Raw genomic sequence first — 17,002 nt, 5'->3', positions numbered from 1 at the left:
ACTATGCAAACCCAGATTGTTGCAGGCAGATTTCATGGTTGGGGATTGCGGCTGCGGTGCGACGGCAAAGCACTCACATTTTTTCGTGGCAGGCGTTATAAAGCGGGATATCTATCCGGGAGTCTCCAATGCCTGCGAAATTATCGGTCAATCTCAATGCTGTTGCGATGCTGCGAAATCGGCGTGATTTGCCTTGGCCAAGCGTTACCGGTCTGGGCCGCGCTGCGCTTGCCGCAGGCGCTGCGGGATTGACAGTGCATCCGCGTCCCGATCAGCGTCACATCCGGTTTTCCGATCTGGGTGATATACGCGCTTTGATCGATGATGAGTTTCCGCAAGCGGAGTTCAATATCGAAGGTTTTCCAAGCGAAGCATTTCTCGATCTGGTGGAGAAACATCAGCCTGAGCAGGTGACGCTCGTTCCTGATGATCCAACACAGGCGACCTCGGATCATGGATGGGATTTCGTGTCGAGATCTGACTTTCTGGCTCCTATCGTGGCCCGTTTGAAAGCGGGCGGAATGCGGGTGTCATTGTTCGCCGACCCCGATCCGCTTGGATACGAACGCGCAGCTGCTATCGGTGTGGACCGTGTGGAGCTCTATACCGGCCCTTATGGTGCTACCTATGATGACCCGGCAGCCGCAACACGTGAACTGGATCGACTGGAAAAGGCTGCAAATGCCGCTACGGCGCTAGGCCTCGATATCAATGCGGGGCATGATCTTACAGTAGACAACCTGCCGGCGCTGGTAAAACGTATCCCTCAGTTGAGTGAAGTTTCCATTGGACATGGATTGACCGCCGATGCACTCATGTATGGAATGCCGGTAACTGTAAGCCGCTATATTGCGGCATTGGCATAAGATGTTAGTTAATGCGCTTGGTGCATGGCTCGGGTTGAAGCTTTGCAAAAAGCGCATTTGCATTCGGGTGAGACAAGCTTTAGGCGTCCGCCACTATTCAGATGCGTTGGGGGACGCAGGATCGTATGAGGGAAGCATTGAAGCAGTTTTCCGACGTCTGCTTTCTGCGCCGAGGCAGTTCTATTGCGGTTGCATTCGGACGAATTGCTACGTTCAATCGATACCAAGCTTATGATTAAAGCTGATTTGGGAAACGGTGCGGCGACGATGCGGCAATTCGCAACTTTTTGCGAATACACTCATTATCTGAAATCGATCTCCAGTAACTCCAGCCAGAATCTTTTCAGGAAGTTGCGAGGTGCCTGCATATGAGCGGCGAGCTAAATGGCAATGACACGCCCACACAGGCCGCTATGCCTGCCGTTGGTGTTCCTGAAAGCGTCGCTTTTGCTGAAGATGCCGAGCAGCACAATGAGAGCATGAAAACGCTGGTGCTTGGGGCGCTGGGCGTTGTCTACGGTGACATCGGCACCAGCCCCATCTATGCTTTTCGTGAAGCCCTTCATGCGGCGGCGAGCGATGGCATTCTCGCCCGCAGTGACATTCTGGGTGTTGTTTCTCTGATCTTCTGGGCACTGACGCTGGTTGTGACCATCAAGTATGTGCTGTTTGTTCTGCGCGCCGATAATAACGGCGAAGGCGGCATTCTTTCGTTGATGGCTCTTGTCAGAGGTGCGTTGAAAGGCCGGCCTGACCTTATCTTGGGGGTAGGCATCTGCGGTGCGGCGCTGTTCTTCGGTGACGCGGTCATTACGCCCGCAATCTCCGTTCTATCGGCGATGGAAGGTCTTGAGATTGTCGCTCCTGATCTTACTCCGTTCGTTGTTCCGATAACTGTCGTCATTCTTGTGACGCTGTTTTCGGTCCAGAAACTCGGCACTGGCAAGGTGGCCATCGTCTTCGGACCGATTATGGCATTGTGGTTTTTGGCGCTGGGTGCGTCGGGTCTCTGGCATATTTTCGATGATCCTACGGTGATGGTGGCGCTGAATCCCTATTATGCTGTACGCTTTCTGATGATCAGCCCGGGCATTGCCTTTATCACGGTTGGTGCCGTGTTCCTCGCAATGACCGGTGCCGAAGCTCTTTACGCCGATCTCGGTCATTTTGGACGCAAGCCAATCGTTCGCGCATGGCTTTGGATCGTGTTCCCATGCCTTCTGCTCAACTATTTTGGGCAGGCAGCCTTCATCCTTTCACATGGCGAAGCCGCTGCATTGCCATTCTTCCAGATGATGCCGAGCTTCGCGCTGTTGCCCATGGTCCTGCTGGCAACTGCAGCGACTGTTATCGCTAGCCAGGCAGTTATTACGGGCGCTTATTCGGTGGCACGTCAGGCCGTTCAGCTCAACATTCTGCCGCGCCTTGAAATCCAGCACACCTCGGAAAAGCTGCACGGCCAGATTTATATTCCGCGCGTCAATCTGCTTTTAGGGCTGGCGGTGGTTATTCTGGTGCTCGGGTTCGAGAAGTCCAGCAATCTGGCCGCTGCATATGGCATTGCAGTTACCGGCAACATGCTGGTCACGACGGTCCTTCTCTATATCGTGATGACACGCATCTGGAATTGGCGCGTGAGCCGCGCCCTTCCGATTATTGTTGGCTTCCTGATCATCGATATTATGTTCTTCGGTGCAAATATCATCAAAGTCCATGAGGGTGGTTGGGCTTCGATTGGTATTGCTGCGATACTTGTTCTCATCATGTGGACCTGGGTGCGCGGAACGCGGCATCTCTTTAACAAGACCCGCAAGGCCGAAGTCCCGCTTGATCTGATCGTCCAACAAATGACCAAACGTCCGCCGACCATCGTGCCGGGCACGGCTGTATTCTTGACTGGCGATCCCAAAAGCGCTCCCACTGCGCTCATGCACAGCCTGAAGCACTATAAGGTTTTGCACGAGAATAACGTCATACTGACGGTTGTGACGGCATCGAAGCCATGGGTTTCAAGTGCCGACCGCGCGCGTGTATCCCAATATAACGAACGCTTCATGCAGGTGACGCTTACCTTCGGCTATATGCAGCAACCGAATATTCCACGAGCGCTCGGCATCTGTCGAAAGCTTGGCTGGAAATTCGATATCATGACGACGTCGTTCTTCCTGTCGCGCCGCTCGCTCAAGGCATCGGCCCATTCCGGCTTGCCGCTCTGGCAGGACAAGCTGTTTATCCTGCTTGCCCGAACGGCATCGGACGCGACCGAATATTTCCAGATCCCCACCGGTCGTGTGGTGGAAATTGGAACGCAGGTGAATCTGTAACTCATCTGAATTGATAGTTTTAAAGAGCGCTTTTCCGGTTTCGGGGAGGCGCTTTTTTGCATTTGTTGTCGATGAAAATTAATCCCGCTTTAGGCGACCGTAATTTTTGAAAACATGCTTGACCGCTGAAGAAACAGTAATTATGAATTGGGAACCGTACCGTACGGTACAAGGTGGAGGAAAAGACCCGTGACTGATACCAGCGACGAAATGCAGGCTCAAAAGCAGCAGGCTCTTTCGCCGCGTCAGAACGATGTTCTGGAGCAGGCGTTGCGCCTTCTAGTGGAAGGCGGGGACCGCGCTTTGACGACGGCAAGTATTGCTCGTGCCGCCAACTGCTCGAAAGAAAGCCTCTATAAATGGTTTGGCGATCGCGACGGTCTGTTGACGGCGATGGTTCGCTGGCAGGCATCGAAAGTTCGCGTCGTGCCGCTGACCCGTGAAAAGCTGGATGCGGAATCTCTTTTCTCGAGCCTGGAACATTTCGCGCGCGACTGGCTGCTGGTGCTGTCGGGAAAAACCTCCATTGCCCTGAACCGGCTGGCGGTGAGCCATGCGGCGTCCGGCAAGTCCACATTAGGTGATATCGTTCTGGCCAACGGCCCTGTGGCCATGGCCAAGCGCCTCAAGCCCATTCTCCATATGGGGCAGGAGGCACGTTTGCTGGCCTTCGACGATATCGATGAGGCATTTCGCACGTTTTTCGGGCTTGTCGTCCGGGACATGCAAATACGGTTGCTGCTTGGCGACCATCTGGAACTGACTGACGACGTGGTCATCCGGGACGCCCGGCGCGCCACCAAGCAGTTTTTCGCCCTCTATGGGGCCTAATCACATCGGTGAACGCAAGGAAGCCGAAGAACAATCTGAACGAAGGGAATAAGGAAATGCGCGTTTACTACGATCGGGATGCAGACGTTAACCTGATCAAGTCGAAGAAGGTGGTTATCGTCGGTTATGGCAGCCAGGGCCGCGCCCATGCGCTGAACCTCAAGGATTCCGGTGCCGCTAACGTGCGTGTGGCCCTTCGTGAAGGTTCTGCGACCGCGAAGAAGGCACAGGCTGACGGCTTCGAGGTGATGAATGTTGCTGACGCCGCCAAGTGGGCCGATCTCATGATGATGGCAACGCCTGACGAACTGCAGGCTGATATCTACAAGGAACACATTCACGACAATCTCCGTGATGGCGCGGCAATCGCTTTCGCTCATGGTCTCAACGTGCATTTTGGCCTCATCGAGCCAAAGAAGTCGGTTGACGTCGTCATGATCGCACCGAAGGGCCCAGGCCATACGGTGCGCGGCGAATACCAGAAGGGCGGCGGCGTTCCTTGCCTCATCGCCATTCATCAGGATGCCTCGGGCAATGCTCATGATCTGGCTCTCTCCTACGCTTCGGGCGTTGGCGGCGGTCGTTCAGGCGTCATCGAAACCACCTTCAAGGAAGAGTGCGAAACTGATCTGTTCGGCGAGCAGGCTGTTCTTTGCGGCGGCGTGGTTGAACTGATCCGCACCGGTTTTGAAGTTCTGGTCGAAGCTGGCTATGCGCCGGAAATGGCTTACTTCGAGTGCTTGCACGAAATGAAGCTGATCGTGGACCTGATCTACGAAGGCGGCATCGCCAACATGAACTACTCGATCTCGAACACTGCAGAGTGGGGCGAATACGTCACTGGTCCGCGCATCATCACTGCTGAAACCAAGGAAGAAATGAAGCGCGTTCTGAAGGACATTCAGACTGGCAAGTTCACTTCCGATTGGATGCAGGAATATCGCGCAGGTGCTGCTCGCTTCAAGGGCATCCGTCGCAACAACGATAGCCACCAGATCGAAGAAGTCGGCGAAAAGCTCCGCGGCATGATGCCATGGATCGCAGCGAACAAGCTTGTCGACAAGGCTCGCAACTAAAATCGGCGGGGTTCAGGTTCTGGCCGTCTGCAAACGACATGGGCGCCAGAACCAGAATGCCATCTGGTTTTCGGCCGCGATGAAGGTCGAAAAGAGGGGGCGCTTCTTGCGCCCCCTTCATAGTTGGCACTCTATGGCCGGGTTGATCGTCAACGTAAGGCGAACGAAAAGAACCCAAATTCTGTGCCAGATTTTTCGTTTCGTGCACTTTGAGGCCCAAAACAATTCCGAATATCTTTATTCCATAGAAGCATGGGAAAAGCTGTTCTCGCTTGCCGAAAAGTGCGCTAGAGCTTCACATCCAATAGCCAAGTTTTGAGGAGACTTAGCTATTACAAGTTCCGTAAAATGTACGGATAGTCTAATTGAGGAGATTTCCCGTGTTGGACTGGGAAAATGTATTTGCAACGCGCTCGAAACGTATGCGCGCATCGGAAATCCGCGAACTGCTGAAGCTTCTGGAACGCCCAGATATTATTTCGTTTGCGGGCGGAATTCCTGATCCGGCTCTTTTCCCGCACGAAGAATTCCAGGCAGCCTATAAGGACATTCTTACGGGTCCAGAAGCCAACGCAGCGCTGCAATATTCCGTTTCGGAAGGCTACAAGCCGCTGCGCACCTGGTTGGTCGGAGAACTTGCCAAGATTGGCATTCCCTGCACGGAAGACAATGTGTTCATCACATCGGGTTCGCAGCAGGCTCTCGATTATCTGGGCAAGCTGTTTTTGTCGCCCGCCGACACAGCACTGGTGACCGCACCGACCTATCTTGGCGCGCTGCAGGCTTTCAACGCTTACGAGCCCAATTACGATATGCTGGCGATCAACGGCAACCGCACGCCGGAATCCTATGCAGAGGCTGCCAAGAAAGCCGGCGGTCAGGTCAAGTTCGCTTATCTGTCTGCCGATTTCAGCAACCCGACAGGGGAAACCGTCGATCTTGCCGGTCGTGAGAAACTGCTCGCACAGGCTGATGAGCTCGATATTCCGGTTATCGAAGATGCGGCTTATCAGTATCTTCGCTACAATGGCGATGCGATTTCGCCAATTCTGGCGTTGGACATTGCCCGCAATGGCAGTGACATCGAGAAGACCCGCACCATCTATTGCGGTTCCTTCTCCAAGACGCTGGCTCCGGGTTTGCGTGTCGGCTATGTGGTTGCGTCGAAGCCAGTCATTCGTAAGCTTGTTCTCATGAAACAGGCTGCGGACCTTCATTCGTCCACGATCAACCAGATCGCTATTCAGCGTGTTGCGAGCGGCGGCTTTGGTACTCAGGTCGCGAAGCTGCACAAGGTTTATAAGCACCGTCGCGACAAGATGCTCGAAGCGCTGGCGAAATATATGCCTGAAACCACAAGCTGGACGAAGCCTGAAGGCGGTATGTTCATCTGGGTCACGCTGCCGGAAGGCATGGATGGCGCAGCGCTACTTGCTGCATCCATCGATAGCGAGAAAGTGGCGTTTGTTCCGGGGCGGGCATTTTTTGCCGATGGTAGCGGTGCCAACACGCTGCGCCTCAGCTATTCATGCGCCAACGACGAGATGATCGATGAAGGCATCAAGCGCCTTGGTCGTTTGATACGTGCTCATACGAAATCCGCTGCCGCCTAGGTTGGTGGAAATAAAAAAAGCCGGGTTCAGACCCGGCTTTTTTCTTACTGGAATGGCGAATTGCAGCCTGTTCTGGGACCAGCCAACGGCTGGAATGTATTGTCGGATGTTCGGTAGCTGCGATAGCGGTTTGAACACCACTGGATATGATTGCTGCTGGGGCGCGCGCCCGCAGCCGGTGGCTGCATCGTGCGTCGATATTGCAGAGCATCGCCGTTCTTGTAGTTCAATACGCCATGTTCGGTGATATAAGTTCCACTTTCCCGGCAAAGCGTTGAACCGTAGCAGTTGCGAGCGCTCGGATCTGTGCGATTGGCACCTGCCTGACCGCCGATAATCAACGGTCCGCTCGGTTTCAGCGAGGGAAGATATTGGCTGTTACGCAGTTCGACGGCTGAACCCACACTTGCAATGCCTGCAACGAATAGCCCTGTCAGTATCGTCAGGCGCACAATTTTTCGCATCGTTTCAGCTCGCTTTAATCAACGTTCTCCCGATATATGGGTATACTTTATATCCAAGTCACCGCTTCGGCAGAAATTTATTGGTTTCGGAAATCATCCTCTTGCCAATCGCCCAGCAAGCAGAGAGATTGCGAAGACATGTTTACCATAGCTACTTTCAATGTCGAAAATCTGATGCGCCGGTTTGATTTTTCCGGCTTTCGCAATGAATTGCATCAGGATCGCACCCTGCAATTGTTCGAAATCAACGATGAGGCGCAGTATCGCCTTCTTGAGCAGGCGCGCGCTGTGGCGCACGCAGACGACACACGCCAGATGACGGCTCTGGCGATTGCCGAAACGCGGGCCGATATTCTCTGCCTGCAAGAGGTGGATAATCTGGCGGCGTTGAATGCGTTTGAATATGGCTATCTTTTCAAGATGATAGGCCACGGTTTCCGACATAAATATCTCATAGATGGCAATGACAGCCGCGGCATAGATGTTGCCGTTATGATGCGCGACACGACACGGGACGGGCAGCCCATCGAAGTCGACGAAGTCACCAGCTATGCTTATGTAACCTATAATGATTTTGGCCTCTACGAGCCCGTACTTGGGGAACTTGGCCTGGAACCCCATGACCGAATCTTCAAGCGGGATTGCCTGAATTTGGATATCCGCATTGCCGGGAAGCCCATATCGCTCTTCGTTACGCATCTGAAATCGATGACGGGCGCGCGCAACGGATTTGACGGACGGACAGCATCTCTGCCGGTGAGACGCGCAGAGGCGCGCGCCATGCGCCGTATCATCGAGGATAAGTTCGGACCATCCAATGTTGCAGATCGCCGCTGGCTGATTTGTGGTGATTTCAATGATTATCGTGAGCGGATCATTATCGGGGGCGATGAATGGAACGGCTATCAGTTCACGCCAATGGTTGAAGAAGAAAGTGCGTTGGACGTGCTCTTAGCCGATGGGTTTGCGGTCAATCTGGTCGAGCGCCGTCCCGTTATGGACCGCTGGACGCTTTACCATACGCGCGGGCCGCAGGAGCGTCATCTTTGCCAGCTTGATTACATCATGGCATCGCCTTCTTTTGCGAAGAAAAATGAGAAGGCGGTTCCGAATATCATTCGGCGTGGCCAGCCTTGGCGCACGATTTTTCCACCTGATCAGCAGATCGAGCGTTATCCTAGAACAGGTTGGGATCGCCCGAAAGCAAGCGATCATTGTCCGGTTGCAGTGACATTGAACATGGTTTGAGCGATGAAGCAGGTTCGGGAAAATACTGTCCACATTATTGACAGTGCCGATGTCCGGGTACTGCCCGGTCCTTTATCATATACCGTGGATAACCACGAAGCGATTGCTTCGAACTGGACACGTGAGCGGGCGGCCAACCCTACTTTGTTCGATGGCGAATTCTATCTGGCACCACACGCAGAACTGATTGGCGGCGTGTTTCAGGCTGGCTTCAAGCGCACCAGTTTTGCAACGCTGATGCACTGGCGGCATGACGTATCGCAGGAACGTCCGTGGCACATTTTCGGTGTCGGTGTGGTCGTCTCGAGCGAAGGACATTTGATCGCCGGGCGTATGAGCACACAAAATGCCGGGGCGGGAAGGGTCTATTTTCCGGCGGGCTCAGTGGATGATAATGACATTGTCGATGGAGCTGTCGATTATGACGCCAATCGGCAACGGGAGGTTCGCGAGGAAACGGGTCTTGATCTTCTTGACGCGCGTGCGGAGCGACAGATCAATCTTGTGACAGGAAACCGTAGCATCGCGCTTTTCCGCCGTTATTATTTCGATGCGCCGTCAACCGATCTGGTATCACGGATTGAACGATATCTTTCTGCGGAGGAAGAACCGGAACTATCAGAGATCATACCAGTGAAGGCAGCTCGAACGATGGGAGACGCAACACCGTCCTATGTGCGAGCATTTGCCGACTGGCATTTCAACAATCTCTAAAGCTTGGCCAGACTTGCAGATGACAGCGGCGCGAAATTGGCTATGCTCGCAGACAATGCGAAGCATGAGACATTGGAGTGAAACCGACCTCGCAGTCGGTTTTGTGTGTAGGTCGAGGGGAGAATAAGGGATGAATGACGCCGCCGTTTCCGGCAGATTTTATGAGGTTTTCGACGTTTTCGCCGACAAGGCTCTGGCTGGAAATCCGCTGGCTGTCGTCCATGATAGCGAAGGTTTGACCGATGCGCGTATGCAGGCCATCGCACGCGAGTTCAATCTTTCCGAAACGGTTTTCATTTTTCCCCCGAACAATCCCGCACATGAAGCGGCGGTGCGTATCTTCACGCCTGATTATGAGCTTCCCTTTGCCGGGCACCCGACAGTGGGGGCTGCCGTGTCGCTGGCTCGCCGTCGTAAAACTGGTGATGAGACCGACAGGCTCGTGGCTTTGGAAGAGAAGGTCGGTATTGTTCGCTGCGGCGTGATATTGGGCGAAAATAGCGCCTTCGCCGAGTTCGATCTGCCCCGCCTGCCGGAGCGAGTTGATGTCAAGGTCGAGAAAGAAGAGGCCGCTGCTGCGATCGGTCTCGGTACACATGAGATCGGATTTGAGAACCATGTGCCTGGCGTCTGGAGCGCGGGCACACCTTATCTGCTCGTGCCGGTTCACAATCTGATTGCCGCAGCAAAAGTGTCCATTGACCCGGTCTATGTGAACGAAAGCCTCCCACACGTCGATGGCCGACCTTTGCCGATTTACGTCTATTGCCGCGAAACGATTTTGTTCGACAGCAATTTCCATGCGCGCATGTTTGTAACGGGGGCGAATGTCTATGAAGATCCGGCTACGGGCTCGGCTGCAGCCGCCTTTGCAGGCATGATTCAGAAGAACGACAAACCTGTTGACGGCAGTTCGCAGTGGTGGATCGAGCAGGGAATGGAGATGGGGCGACCTTCGCGGATTCGTCTCGAACTGGACGTTGCCAAGCAGCAGCTCACGGGAGCGAGGATTGGAGGCACGGCGGTCAAGATCGCGGAAGGGCGTTTGTTCGTCTGATAAATTAGCTCTACTTGTGTTTTGATTACAGTCAAAGCTGTAGGCCCGCCCTATGTTAGTTTGTTGGCAGATAAACAAACAGCGGAGGCGTGCCATGATGATCAGGGAAATGTCGGAATACGATATCCGGGACATGATACAGCACACCCATCTCGGGCGGCTGGCTTATGTTCTCGACAATCGTCCGTTTATCGTACCGCTTAGTTTCCGGTTCAGTGGCGGCTCGCTCTATTCTTTTACCACCGATGGGCAGAAGACCGAGGCCCTGCGCAAGAATGATGCAGTTTGTATCCTCTTCGATCATATCGAATCCCGGACAAACTGGCACACCGTTGTGCTGAATGGTCATTATCGGGAAATCGATCGTGAGGACGAAAAAAATGCGATCGTCGCGCTTATGGCTTCGGAACCGACCTGGTGGGAACCGGCATACATAAAAACGGTCGCGAAGGACGGACACGAACGCAAACTTGAACCGATCTTCTTCCGTATCGATATCGAAAGCGCGACGGGTCACCAGACTGGCTGAAAAGGAAGAAGGCCCGATAATTTCGGGCCCTTTCGATGTGGCTTTATTTTACCACTAGAACCGGTGTGTTGCTGCGTGTCAGGACTTCGTAGGTTTGACTGCCAAGAAGCATACCTTTCAGTCCGCGACGACCATGAGAGGCCATGACGATAAGATCGTTGCGCAGTTCTTTAGAAGTTTCAATGATCGATGTCGCCGGATGTGGGGCAACCACATGAAGCGTATGAACTTCGACTTCCGTTTCAGCCGCCAGTTCGCGCGCACGAGCGAGGGATTTATCGGCATACTCGTTCCATTCTTGCTCGAAGCGCTCGATGAAGGCAGGGCTATCAGTCCAGCCGCCAGGAAGCCCCGAAACGGAATAGGGAGCGGTCACAGTCAGTACCGTCGCCTTCGCGCCGACTGTTCGTGCCAGTTTAAATGCGTGGACGAGCCCGCGCTCTGCAAATTCTGACCCGTCGGTGGTTACGAGAATATTCTTGTACATGCTGCCCTCGCTGTTGCTTTTCCATCTTTAAGCTACAGCATCGGGCCAAAAATCGGGATCGATTTTTTGGAAAGCACAATGCGTAATTTCAGTAAATTAGAGCGACCTTTGCGCGTCCAAATGGACGTACGGCGCTCTGATGCGTTAAAGAACCATTTCAAACCCTTGCCTGACGAGTTGTTTAGACGGAACGATTTCATGCCCCTCGACTGCGATGCATTTCATGCCAGCTGGATAGCGACAGTTCTCAATCTCGACTGGCCGTCACGCAGTTCGTCCCGTATCGAGGACGATGCTGAACGCATAAAGCGTCAGAAAGAAGAGCTGCTCAGACTTTTCGATGAAGCATCTGAGCATGGTATCAATGCTGTCATCTTTCAGGTTTCGCCGACTGCCGATGCATTTTATCAGTCATCCTATTTGCCGTGGTCGTCCTATCTGACTGGAACTCTCGGTAAAGATCCCGGCTTTGATCCGCTGAAATTTGCAATTCAGGAAGCGCATAAGCGCGGCATAGAACTGCATGCATGGCTTAATCCCTACCGTGTTTCGATGGATACGAAGCCGTCTACCCGCAAGGAATTGCGGAATTCGTCAAACGAGTCGCCAGTCAGTGTTTTCAAGTCCCACCCCGACTGGGTCGGTGTTTCAGCCGACCGTTACGTCCTTGATCCTGGCATTCCGGCTGTCCGTGAATGGGTGACGAATGTGACGGCAGAGGTCGTCCAGAAATACGATATCGATGGGATTCAGTTCGATGACTACTTCTACTACGAGACAGCATCGTCGAAACTTGACGACGACAAATCATACGCACGGTTTGGGACACGGTTCTCGAGCAAATACGAATGGCGTCGCTACAATACCCATACGTTGGTGCGAGAGATTTCAGACAAGATAAAAGCCATCAAACCAAATGTTCGCTTCGGCATCAGTCCGAGTGGCGTTTGGCGCAACGCTGCGGACGATCCGCGTGGTTCTGCAACTCGCGCCGGGAAAACGAACTATGACGGAGATTTTGCTGACACCCGGCGCTGGGTGAAAGAAGGCATGATCGACTATATCGCGCCGCAGATTTACTGGTCCTTTGGCCGCAAAGATGTGTCTTACGGGACGATTGCGAAATGGTGGGCCGATACCGTTCGCGGCACGAAGACCGATCTTTATATTGGTTTGGCACTCTATCGGGCCGGTTCTGGAACCACACTTGAACCCAGTTGGCAGGCGGGCGAGGGCGTGACCGAAATCAAGCGCCAGCTAGAATTCAATGAATCTTTGCCGGAGGTGAAAGGGAGCATTCTCTTTCGTCAGGGTTTCCTCTCCGACCCGAAGCTGAAAGGTGTGTCGAACTATCTGAAAAAGACGTGGGGCAAGTGCAGGCCACGGAAAAACTAACGGCAAAAAAACGACGACGATTTGCGGAATTGTTGTTTGTTTGATTGAAATCAAAGAGCTTCGTTTGAGCGGGTGCTAACCAACAATCGTTGCCGGTTTCCACCAGAGTCGGTGACCCGGGGTGCCGAGGCCCTACTCGAATGGCACCCCGGCTAAATCAATCTGTCGAGCGCATGAGCGCGATCTTTCTGTAACGTCGTCTGTCGACAGCCAGCGGGTGCTGTCGACGTTACTCCCCTCTGTTTCATAAAATCAGCACCCGCGTCTCTAGCAACATTGTTCTGTATTTTAGCGGTTCTTGATCCTAATCAAGGCGGGCAGCCTTTACTCCGATTAGAGCAGGTTTAACCGGGAGTTTACGATTCTGGATCGCTTCCCCCAATTCACCGGTTGCTAAATGAAAAGGTAGTTCCATATCCTCCCGAGAAGGTTCTGGCAGACGCCGGAGGCGGGGCGGTGGGGACAATCAAAACCCTTGCAGGCAGCGACCGCTTGCCGGTGCTTCATTTGAAGACGGTATTGTGACGACGATGGCAATGAGGGTGTTTCATTATGGCTTTCAACCGTAAGCAATGGATACTGGCTGGAGCGATTATCGTCCTTGCCGCAGGCGGGTACTATGCCTGGAAAGCGCTGAACGGCGATGGGTTGCCGGACGGTATCGCCAAGGGCAATGGACGCATCGAGGCGGTTGAAATCGATATTTCGACGAAGAGCCCGGGTCGCATTCGCGAAATCCTCGCAGATGAAGGGGATTTCGTTCAGGCAGATGATATTCTCGCACGTATGGATACGGATCAGCTGGAAAGCCAGCGCAAGCAGGCTGAGGCGCAATTGCGCCGTGCTGAGATCGGTATCGAGACAGCGCGCAGTCTTGTCACGCAGCGCGAAGCCGAACACACGGCTGCAGAAGCGACGGTGGCACAGCGCGAAGCGCAACTGGATGCCGCCCAGCGCCGTCTGGCCCGCTCCCAGCAATTGACGCAATCGCGCACGGTTTCCCAGCAAGTCCTGGACGATGACCGTGCAACTGCGCAGGGTGCGGAGGCGGCTGTCGGTGCAGCCAAGGCGCAACTTGCGGCCACTGAGGCCGCCATTGGGGCTGCCAAGGCACAGGTCGTGGATGCCGAAGCATCGGTTGAAGCCGCCAAGGCGGCAATCGCGAGCATTGAGGCCGATATCAACGACGCCACTTTGAGAGCGCCGAAGCCGGGACGTGTTCAATACCGCGTTGCCCAACCGGGTGAAGTGCTTTCCGCAGGTGGGAGGGTGCTCAATCTTGTAGACGTCAGCGACGTTTACATGACTTTCTTCCTGCCGACGGGGCAGGCCGGGCGGGTGGCCATGGGGGCCGACGCCCGGATTGTTCTCGATGCCGCGCCGCAATATGTCATTCCTGCAAAGATCAGCTTTGTGGCCGATGTGGCCCAATTTACGCCGAAGACCGTAGAAACGGAGGAAGAGCGCCAGAAGCTGATGTTCCGCGTGAAGGCAAAAATCCCGCAAGAACTGCTTCAAAAATATATCCAACAGGTGAAAACCGGATTGCCGGGCATGGCCTATGTCAAGCTTGACCCCAATGCCGAATGGCCGAAGAATCTCGCGGAAACCGTGAAATGAATGGTTCTACTGTCAAAGCTGGCGCCAATGACGACAGCTTTGTCGTCCGGGCGCAAGGCGTAGGGCTGTCCTATGGGAAGACGCGCGCTCTGCGCGACGTCAACGTTGATATTCCCGTCGGCTGCATGGTCGGTCTGATCGGACCTGACGGGGTCGGGAAATCAAGCCTGTTATCGTTGGTCGCCGGAGCGCGAACGATGCAACAGGGATGCATCGAGGTTCTCGGCGGTGATATTTCGGACAAGCGTCATCTCCAGTCTGCCTATCCCCGTATCGCCTATATGCCGCAGGGACTTGGGAAGAACCTCTATCCCACGCTTTCGGTGTTCGAGAATATCGACTTTTTCGGACGGCTGTTCGGGCATAATCGAAAAGAACGTGAGCGTCGTATCGCCGATCTTCTGGCGCGCACGGGTATGTCGGCTTTCGCCGATCGTCCGGCTGGCAAACTATCGGGCGGCATGAAGCAGAAGACCAGCCTCTGCTGTTCGCTCATCCATGATCCCGATCTACTCATACTCGATGAGCCGACGACCGGTGTCGACCCCCTATCCCGGCGCCAGTTCTGGGAGCTGATTGATGATATCCGCAAGGATCGCCCCGGAATGAGCGTCATTGTCGCGACCGCTTATATGGAAGAGGCCGAGCGTTTCGACTGGCTGGTCGCGATGAATGATGGACAGATTCTGGCGACGGGTACACCGCAGGAATTGCTGCAGCGCACCAACACTCCAAATCTCGATGCGGCCTTCATTGCGCTCCTGCCGGAGGAATTGCGGAAAGGCCATCAGGACATAGAAATTCCGCACCGGGATTTCGGTGCCGATGCTGAAATCGCCATTGAGGCAGAACACGTCACCGTTCGTTTTGGCAGCTTCACTGCGGTGAATAATGTAAGTTTTCGAATTCCGCGCGGTGAAATCTTCGGTTTTTTGGGTTCCAACGGTTGCGGCAAGACCACGACCATGAAGGTTCTGACCGGACTGTTGCCTGCCAGCGACGGAACGGCGCGACTGTTCGGGCGAGAGGTCGATCCCAAGGATATCGATATACGCCGCCATGTCGGATATATGTCGCAAGCATTTTCGCTTTATTCGGAGTTGACCGTTCGTCAGAATCTGGAACTCCACGCCAAATTGTTCGATATGGCGCCGGATCTGACCGAACGCCGTATCAAGGAATTGACCGAACGCTTTGATCTCATTGAGGTCATGGATTCCTTACCCGATGCCTTGCCGCTCGGCATCCGCCAGCGCCTGTCACTGGCTGTGGCTTTGATCCATTCACCTGATATTCTCATTCTCGATGAGCCGACATCGGGTGTGGACCCGGTCGCTCGTGATGCTTTCTGGCAAATCCTCGCTGATTTGTCGCGCAAGGACAATGTGACGATTTTCGTCTCCACCCATTTCATGAACGAAGCGGAGCTTTGTGACCGGATTTCACTGATGCATGCGGGCAAGGTGCTGATCAGCGATACGCCGAAGGCGATTACCAAGAGTCGCAATGCTGAAACTCTGGAGGAAGCCTTCGTCGCATATCTGCAGGACGCTATTGGCGAGACAGAACAGTCAGCGCCATTGCCGGTAGCCAATTCAGATCAAATGGGAGAGGTAGGCGAAACACACCCAAAGAAGACTCCAGGCTGGTTGCCAGACCTGCGGCGAATGCTGGCTTACACACGACGTGAGGCTTTGGAACTGAAGCGTGATCCGATCCGCGCAACGCTGGCTATTCTGGGTAGCGTTATCCTGATGTTCGTTATTGGTTACGGTATTAACCTGGATGTCGAGGATCTGAAGTTCGCCGTGCTTGATCGTGACGATACGACGATCAGCCGCGATTACACGCAGCAGATTGCAGGCTCGCGATATTTTTCTGAACAGGCTCCCATAACCGATTATGATGATCTGGACCGGCGAATGCGCGATGGAGAGATCAGTCTGGCTATCGAGATACCGCCGAATTTCGGCGCAAATGTCATGCGCGGCCGCCCGGTGGAAGTTGCTGCCTGGATTGACGGTGCGATGCCCACTCGTGCCGAGACGATCAAAGGCTATGTTCAAGGCATGCACGCCAACTGGCTGACGCAAAAAGCCCGCGAGCTTTATGGCAATGCGGCGAATGTTGGCAGTTTCAACCTGGAGATACGCTACCGTTATAATCCAGATGTGCAAAGCCTCGTAGCGATGGTGCCGGCAGTGATTCCGCTACTGCTTCTCATGATCCCTTCGATGCTGGCAGTGTTGAGCGTGGTTCGGGAAAAGGAACTGGGGTCGATCATCAATTTTTACGTGACGCCGGTGACGAAATTCGAGTTTTTGTTCGGCAAGCAGTTGCCCTATATCGGGCTGGCATTTTTGAATTTCCTGATGCTGACAGCCTTTGCGGTGTTTATTTTCCGGGTGCCGTTCACAGGGAGTTTTCCGACTTATGCGCTGGCGGCGCTGCTCTATGTCACAATTGCGACCGGCATGGGGTTGGTGCTGTCCACCTTCATGAACAGCCAGATTGCAGCGATCTTCGGAACGGCACTTCTGACACTCATTCCGGCTGTGCAATATTCCGGTATCATTGACCCCGTATCGTCGCTGCAAGGTGCGGGCGCGTTCATCGGTAAAATCTATCCCGCGACTTATTTTGTGACCATTTCTCGCGGGGTTTTCTCCAAGGCACTGGGTTTTGTCGATCTGGCAGGTTCGTTTTTGCCGTTGTTAATCGCGGTGCCGGTTCTCATGGCGCTCGCTATCGTTCTTCTCAAGAAACAGGCGAGCTAAG

General features: G+C 54.1%; 14 protein-coding genes. 12 read left to right on the top strand and 2 right to left on the bottom strand.

The window, feature by feature from the left end; translation table 11 throughout:
* The first annotated feature begins 128 nt into the window (after positions 1-128).
* The 5 genes from KWJ32_RS12935 (at position 129) to KWJ32_RS12915 (ending at position 6,710) form a co-directional block, all read left to right on the top strand.
* Positions 129-866, top strand: a complete 738-nt coding sequence (locus KWJ32_RS12935) for a pyridoxine 5'-phosphate synthase (protein ID WP_012091801.1) — start codon at positions 129-131, stop codon at positions 864-866.
* Between the two features lie 368 nt (positions 867-1,234).
* A complete protein-coding gene (locus KWJ32_RS12930) occupies positions 1,235-3,190 on the top strand; it encodes a potassium transporter Kup (protein WP_010659779.1) in 1,956 nt (651 codons plus the stop codon).
* 189 nt (positions 3,191-3,379) lie between these two features.
* Positions 3,380-4,021, top strand: a complete 642-nt coding sequence (locus tag KWJ32_RS12925; protein ID WP_010659780.1) for a TetR/AcrR family transcriptional regulator — start codon at positions 3,380-3,382, stop codon at positions 4,019-4,021.
* A 56-nt stretch (positions 4,022-4,077) separates the two neighbouring features.
* Positions 4,078-5,097 (top strand): ketol-acid reductoisomerase, encoded by a 1,020-nt coding sequence (ilvC, locus tag KWJ32_RS12920; protein ID WP_010659781.1) that lies wholly within the window; start codon positions 4,078-4,080, stop codon positions 5,095-5,097.
* 380 nt (positions 5,098-5,477) lie between these two features.
* Entirely contained in the window at positions 5,478-6,710 is a 1,233-nt protein-coding gene (locus KWJ32_RS12915) for a PLP-dependent aminotransferase family protein (RefSeq protein WP_012091803.1), read from the top strand.
* A 44-nt stretch (positions 6,711-6,754) separates the two neighbouring features.
* Here the strand turns inward: KWJ32_RS12915 and KWJ32_RS12910 are convergent, their stop codons facing one another.
* Entirely contained in the window at positions 6,755-7,174 is a 420-nt protein-coding gene (locus KWJ32_RS12910) for a BA14K family protein (RefSeq protein ID WP_012091804.1), read from the bottom strand.
* Between the two features lie 138 nt (positions 7,175-7,312).
* On the opposite strand from KWJ32_RS12910, the gene KWJ32_RS12905 reads away from it, so the two are divergent.
* From KWJ32_RS12905 to KWJ32_RS12890, 4 genes are all read left to right on the top strand, one after another.
* A complete protein-coding gene (locus tag KWJ32_RS12905; RefSeq protein WP_012091805.1) occupies positions 7,313-8,422 on the top strand; it encodes an endonuclease/exonuclease/phosphatase family protein in 1,110 nt (369 codons plus the stop codon).
* Between the two features lie 3 nt (positions 8,423-8,425).
* Positions 8,426-9,136: an NUDIX domain-containing protein gene (locus KWJ32_RS12900; protein WP_012091806.1), complete on the top strand. Its 711-nt coding sequence runs from the start codon at positions 8,426-8,428 to the stop codon at positions 9,134-9,136.
* A gap of 130 nt (positions 9,137-9,266) precedes the next feature.
* A complete protein-coding gene (locus KWJ32_RS12895) occupies positions 9,267-10,193 on the top strand; it encodes a PhzF family phenazine biosynthesis protein (RefSeq protein ID WP_010659786.1) in 927 nt (308 codons plus the stop codon).
* A gap of 94 nt (positions 10,194-10,287) precedes the next feature.
* Positions 10,288-10,722: a pyridoxamine 5'-phosphate oxidase family protein gene (locus KWJ32_RS12890; RefSeq protein ID WP_012091807.1), complete on the top strand. Its 435-nt coding sequence runs from the start codon at positions 10,288-10,290 to the stop codon at positions 10,720-10,722.
* Positions 10,723-10,765: 43 nt separating this feature from the next.
* Here KWJ32_RS12890 and KWJ32_RS12885 read toward each other — a convergent pair whose 3' ends face one another.
* Complete coding sequence (locus KWJ32_RS12885; RefSeq protein WP_010659788.1) at positions 10,766-11,209, bottom strand: universal stress protein; 444 nt, start codon at positions 11,207-11,209, stop codon at positions 10,766-10,768.
* A gap of 198 nt (positions 11,210-11,407) precedes the next feature.
* On the opposite strand from KWJ32_RS12885, the gene KWJ32_RS12880 reads away from it, so the two are divergent.
* The 3 genes from KWJ32_RS12880 to rbbA all read left to right on the top strand — a co-directional run bounded on the left by KWJ32_RS12880 (position 11,408) and on the right by rbbA (position 17,001).
* Positions 11,408-12,604, top strand: coding sequence for a glycoside hydrolase family 10 protein (locus KWJ32_RS12880; RefSeq protein WP_040129204.1), 1,197 nt, complete (start codon positions 11,408-11,410; stop codon positions 12,602-12,604).
* 552 nt (positions 12,605-13,156) lie between these two features.
* Entirely contained in the window at positions 13,157-14,224 is a 1,068-nt protein-coding gene (locus KWJ32_RS12875) for an HlyD family efflux transporter periplasmic adaptor subunit (RefSeq protein WP_012091809.1), read from the top strand.
* A complete protein-coding gene (gene rbbA, locus KWJ32_RS12870; protein ID WP_012091810.1) occupies positions 14,221-17,001 on the top strand; it encodes a ribosome-associated ATPase/putative transporter RbbA in 2,781 nt (926 codons plus the stop codon). Before KWJ32_RS12875 ends, rbbA begins: the two co-directional genes overlap by 4 nt.
* Position 17,002: the final 1 nt, after the last annotated feature.

Source organism: Ochrobactrum sp. BTU2 (genome assembly GCF_024539785.1).
Classification (GTDB): domain Bacteria; phylum Pseudomonadota; class Alphaproteobacteria; order Rhizobiales; family Rhizobiaceae; genus Brucella; species Brucella anthropi.
The sequence above is the reverse complement of the archived record's forward strand: the minus strand, read 5'-3'. Positions and strand labels throughout refer to the sequence as shown.

Bases quoted from the DNA above. Each gene is read 5' to 3' on its own strand.
- KWJ32_RS12890 (WP_012091807.1), top strand. From the start codon at position 10,288: ATGATGATCAGGGAAATGTCGGAATACGATATCCGGGACATGATACAG.
- ilvC (WP_010659781.1), top strand. From the start codon at position 4,078: ATGCGCGTTTACTACGATCGGGATGCAGACGTTAACCTGATCAAGTCG.
- KWJ32_RS12885 (WP_010659788.1), bottom strand. From the start codon at position 11,209: ATGTACAAGAATATTCTCGTAACCACCGACGGGTCAGAATTTGCAGAG.
- KWJ32_RS12905 (WP_012091805.1), top strand. From the start codon at position 7,313: ATGTTTACCATAGCTACTTTCAATGTCGAAAATCTGATGCGCCGGTTT.
- KWJ32_RS12930 (WP_010659779.1), top strand. From the start codon at position 1,235: ATGAGCGGCGAGCTAAATGGCAATGACACGCCCACACAGGCCGCTATG.
- KWJ32_RS12875 (WP_012091809.1), top strand. From the start codon at position 13,157: ATGGCTTTCAACCGTAAGCAATGGATACTGGCTGGAGCGATTATCGTC.
- KWJ32_RS12900 (WP_012091806.1), top strand. From the start codon at position 8,426: ATGAAGCAGGTTCGGGAAAATACTGTCCACATTATTGACAGTGCCGAT.
- KWJ32_RS12910 (WP_012091804.1), bottom strand. From the start codon at position 7,174: ATGCGAAAAATTGTGCGCCTGACGATACTGACAGGGCTATTCGTTGCA.
- rbbA (WP_012091810.1), top strand. From the start codon at position 14,221: ATGAATGGTTCTACTGTCAAAGCTGGCGCCAATGACGACAGCTTTGTC.
- KWJ32_RS12880 (WP_040129204.1), top strand. From the start codon at position 11,408: ATGCCCCTCGACTGCGATGCATTTCATGCCAGCTGGATAGCGACAGTT.
- KWJ32_RS12895 (WP_010659786.1), top strand. From the start codon at position 9,267: ATGAATGACGCCGCCGTTTCCGGCAGATTTTATGAGGTTTTCGACGTT.
- KWJ32_RS12935 (WP_012091801.1), top strand. From the start codon at position 129: ATGCCTGCGAAATTATCGGTCAATCTCAATGCTGTTGCGATGCTGCGA.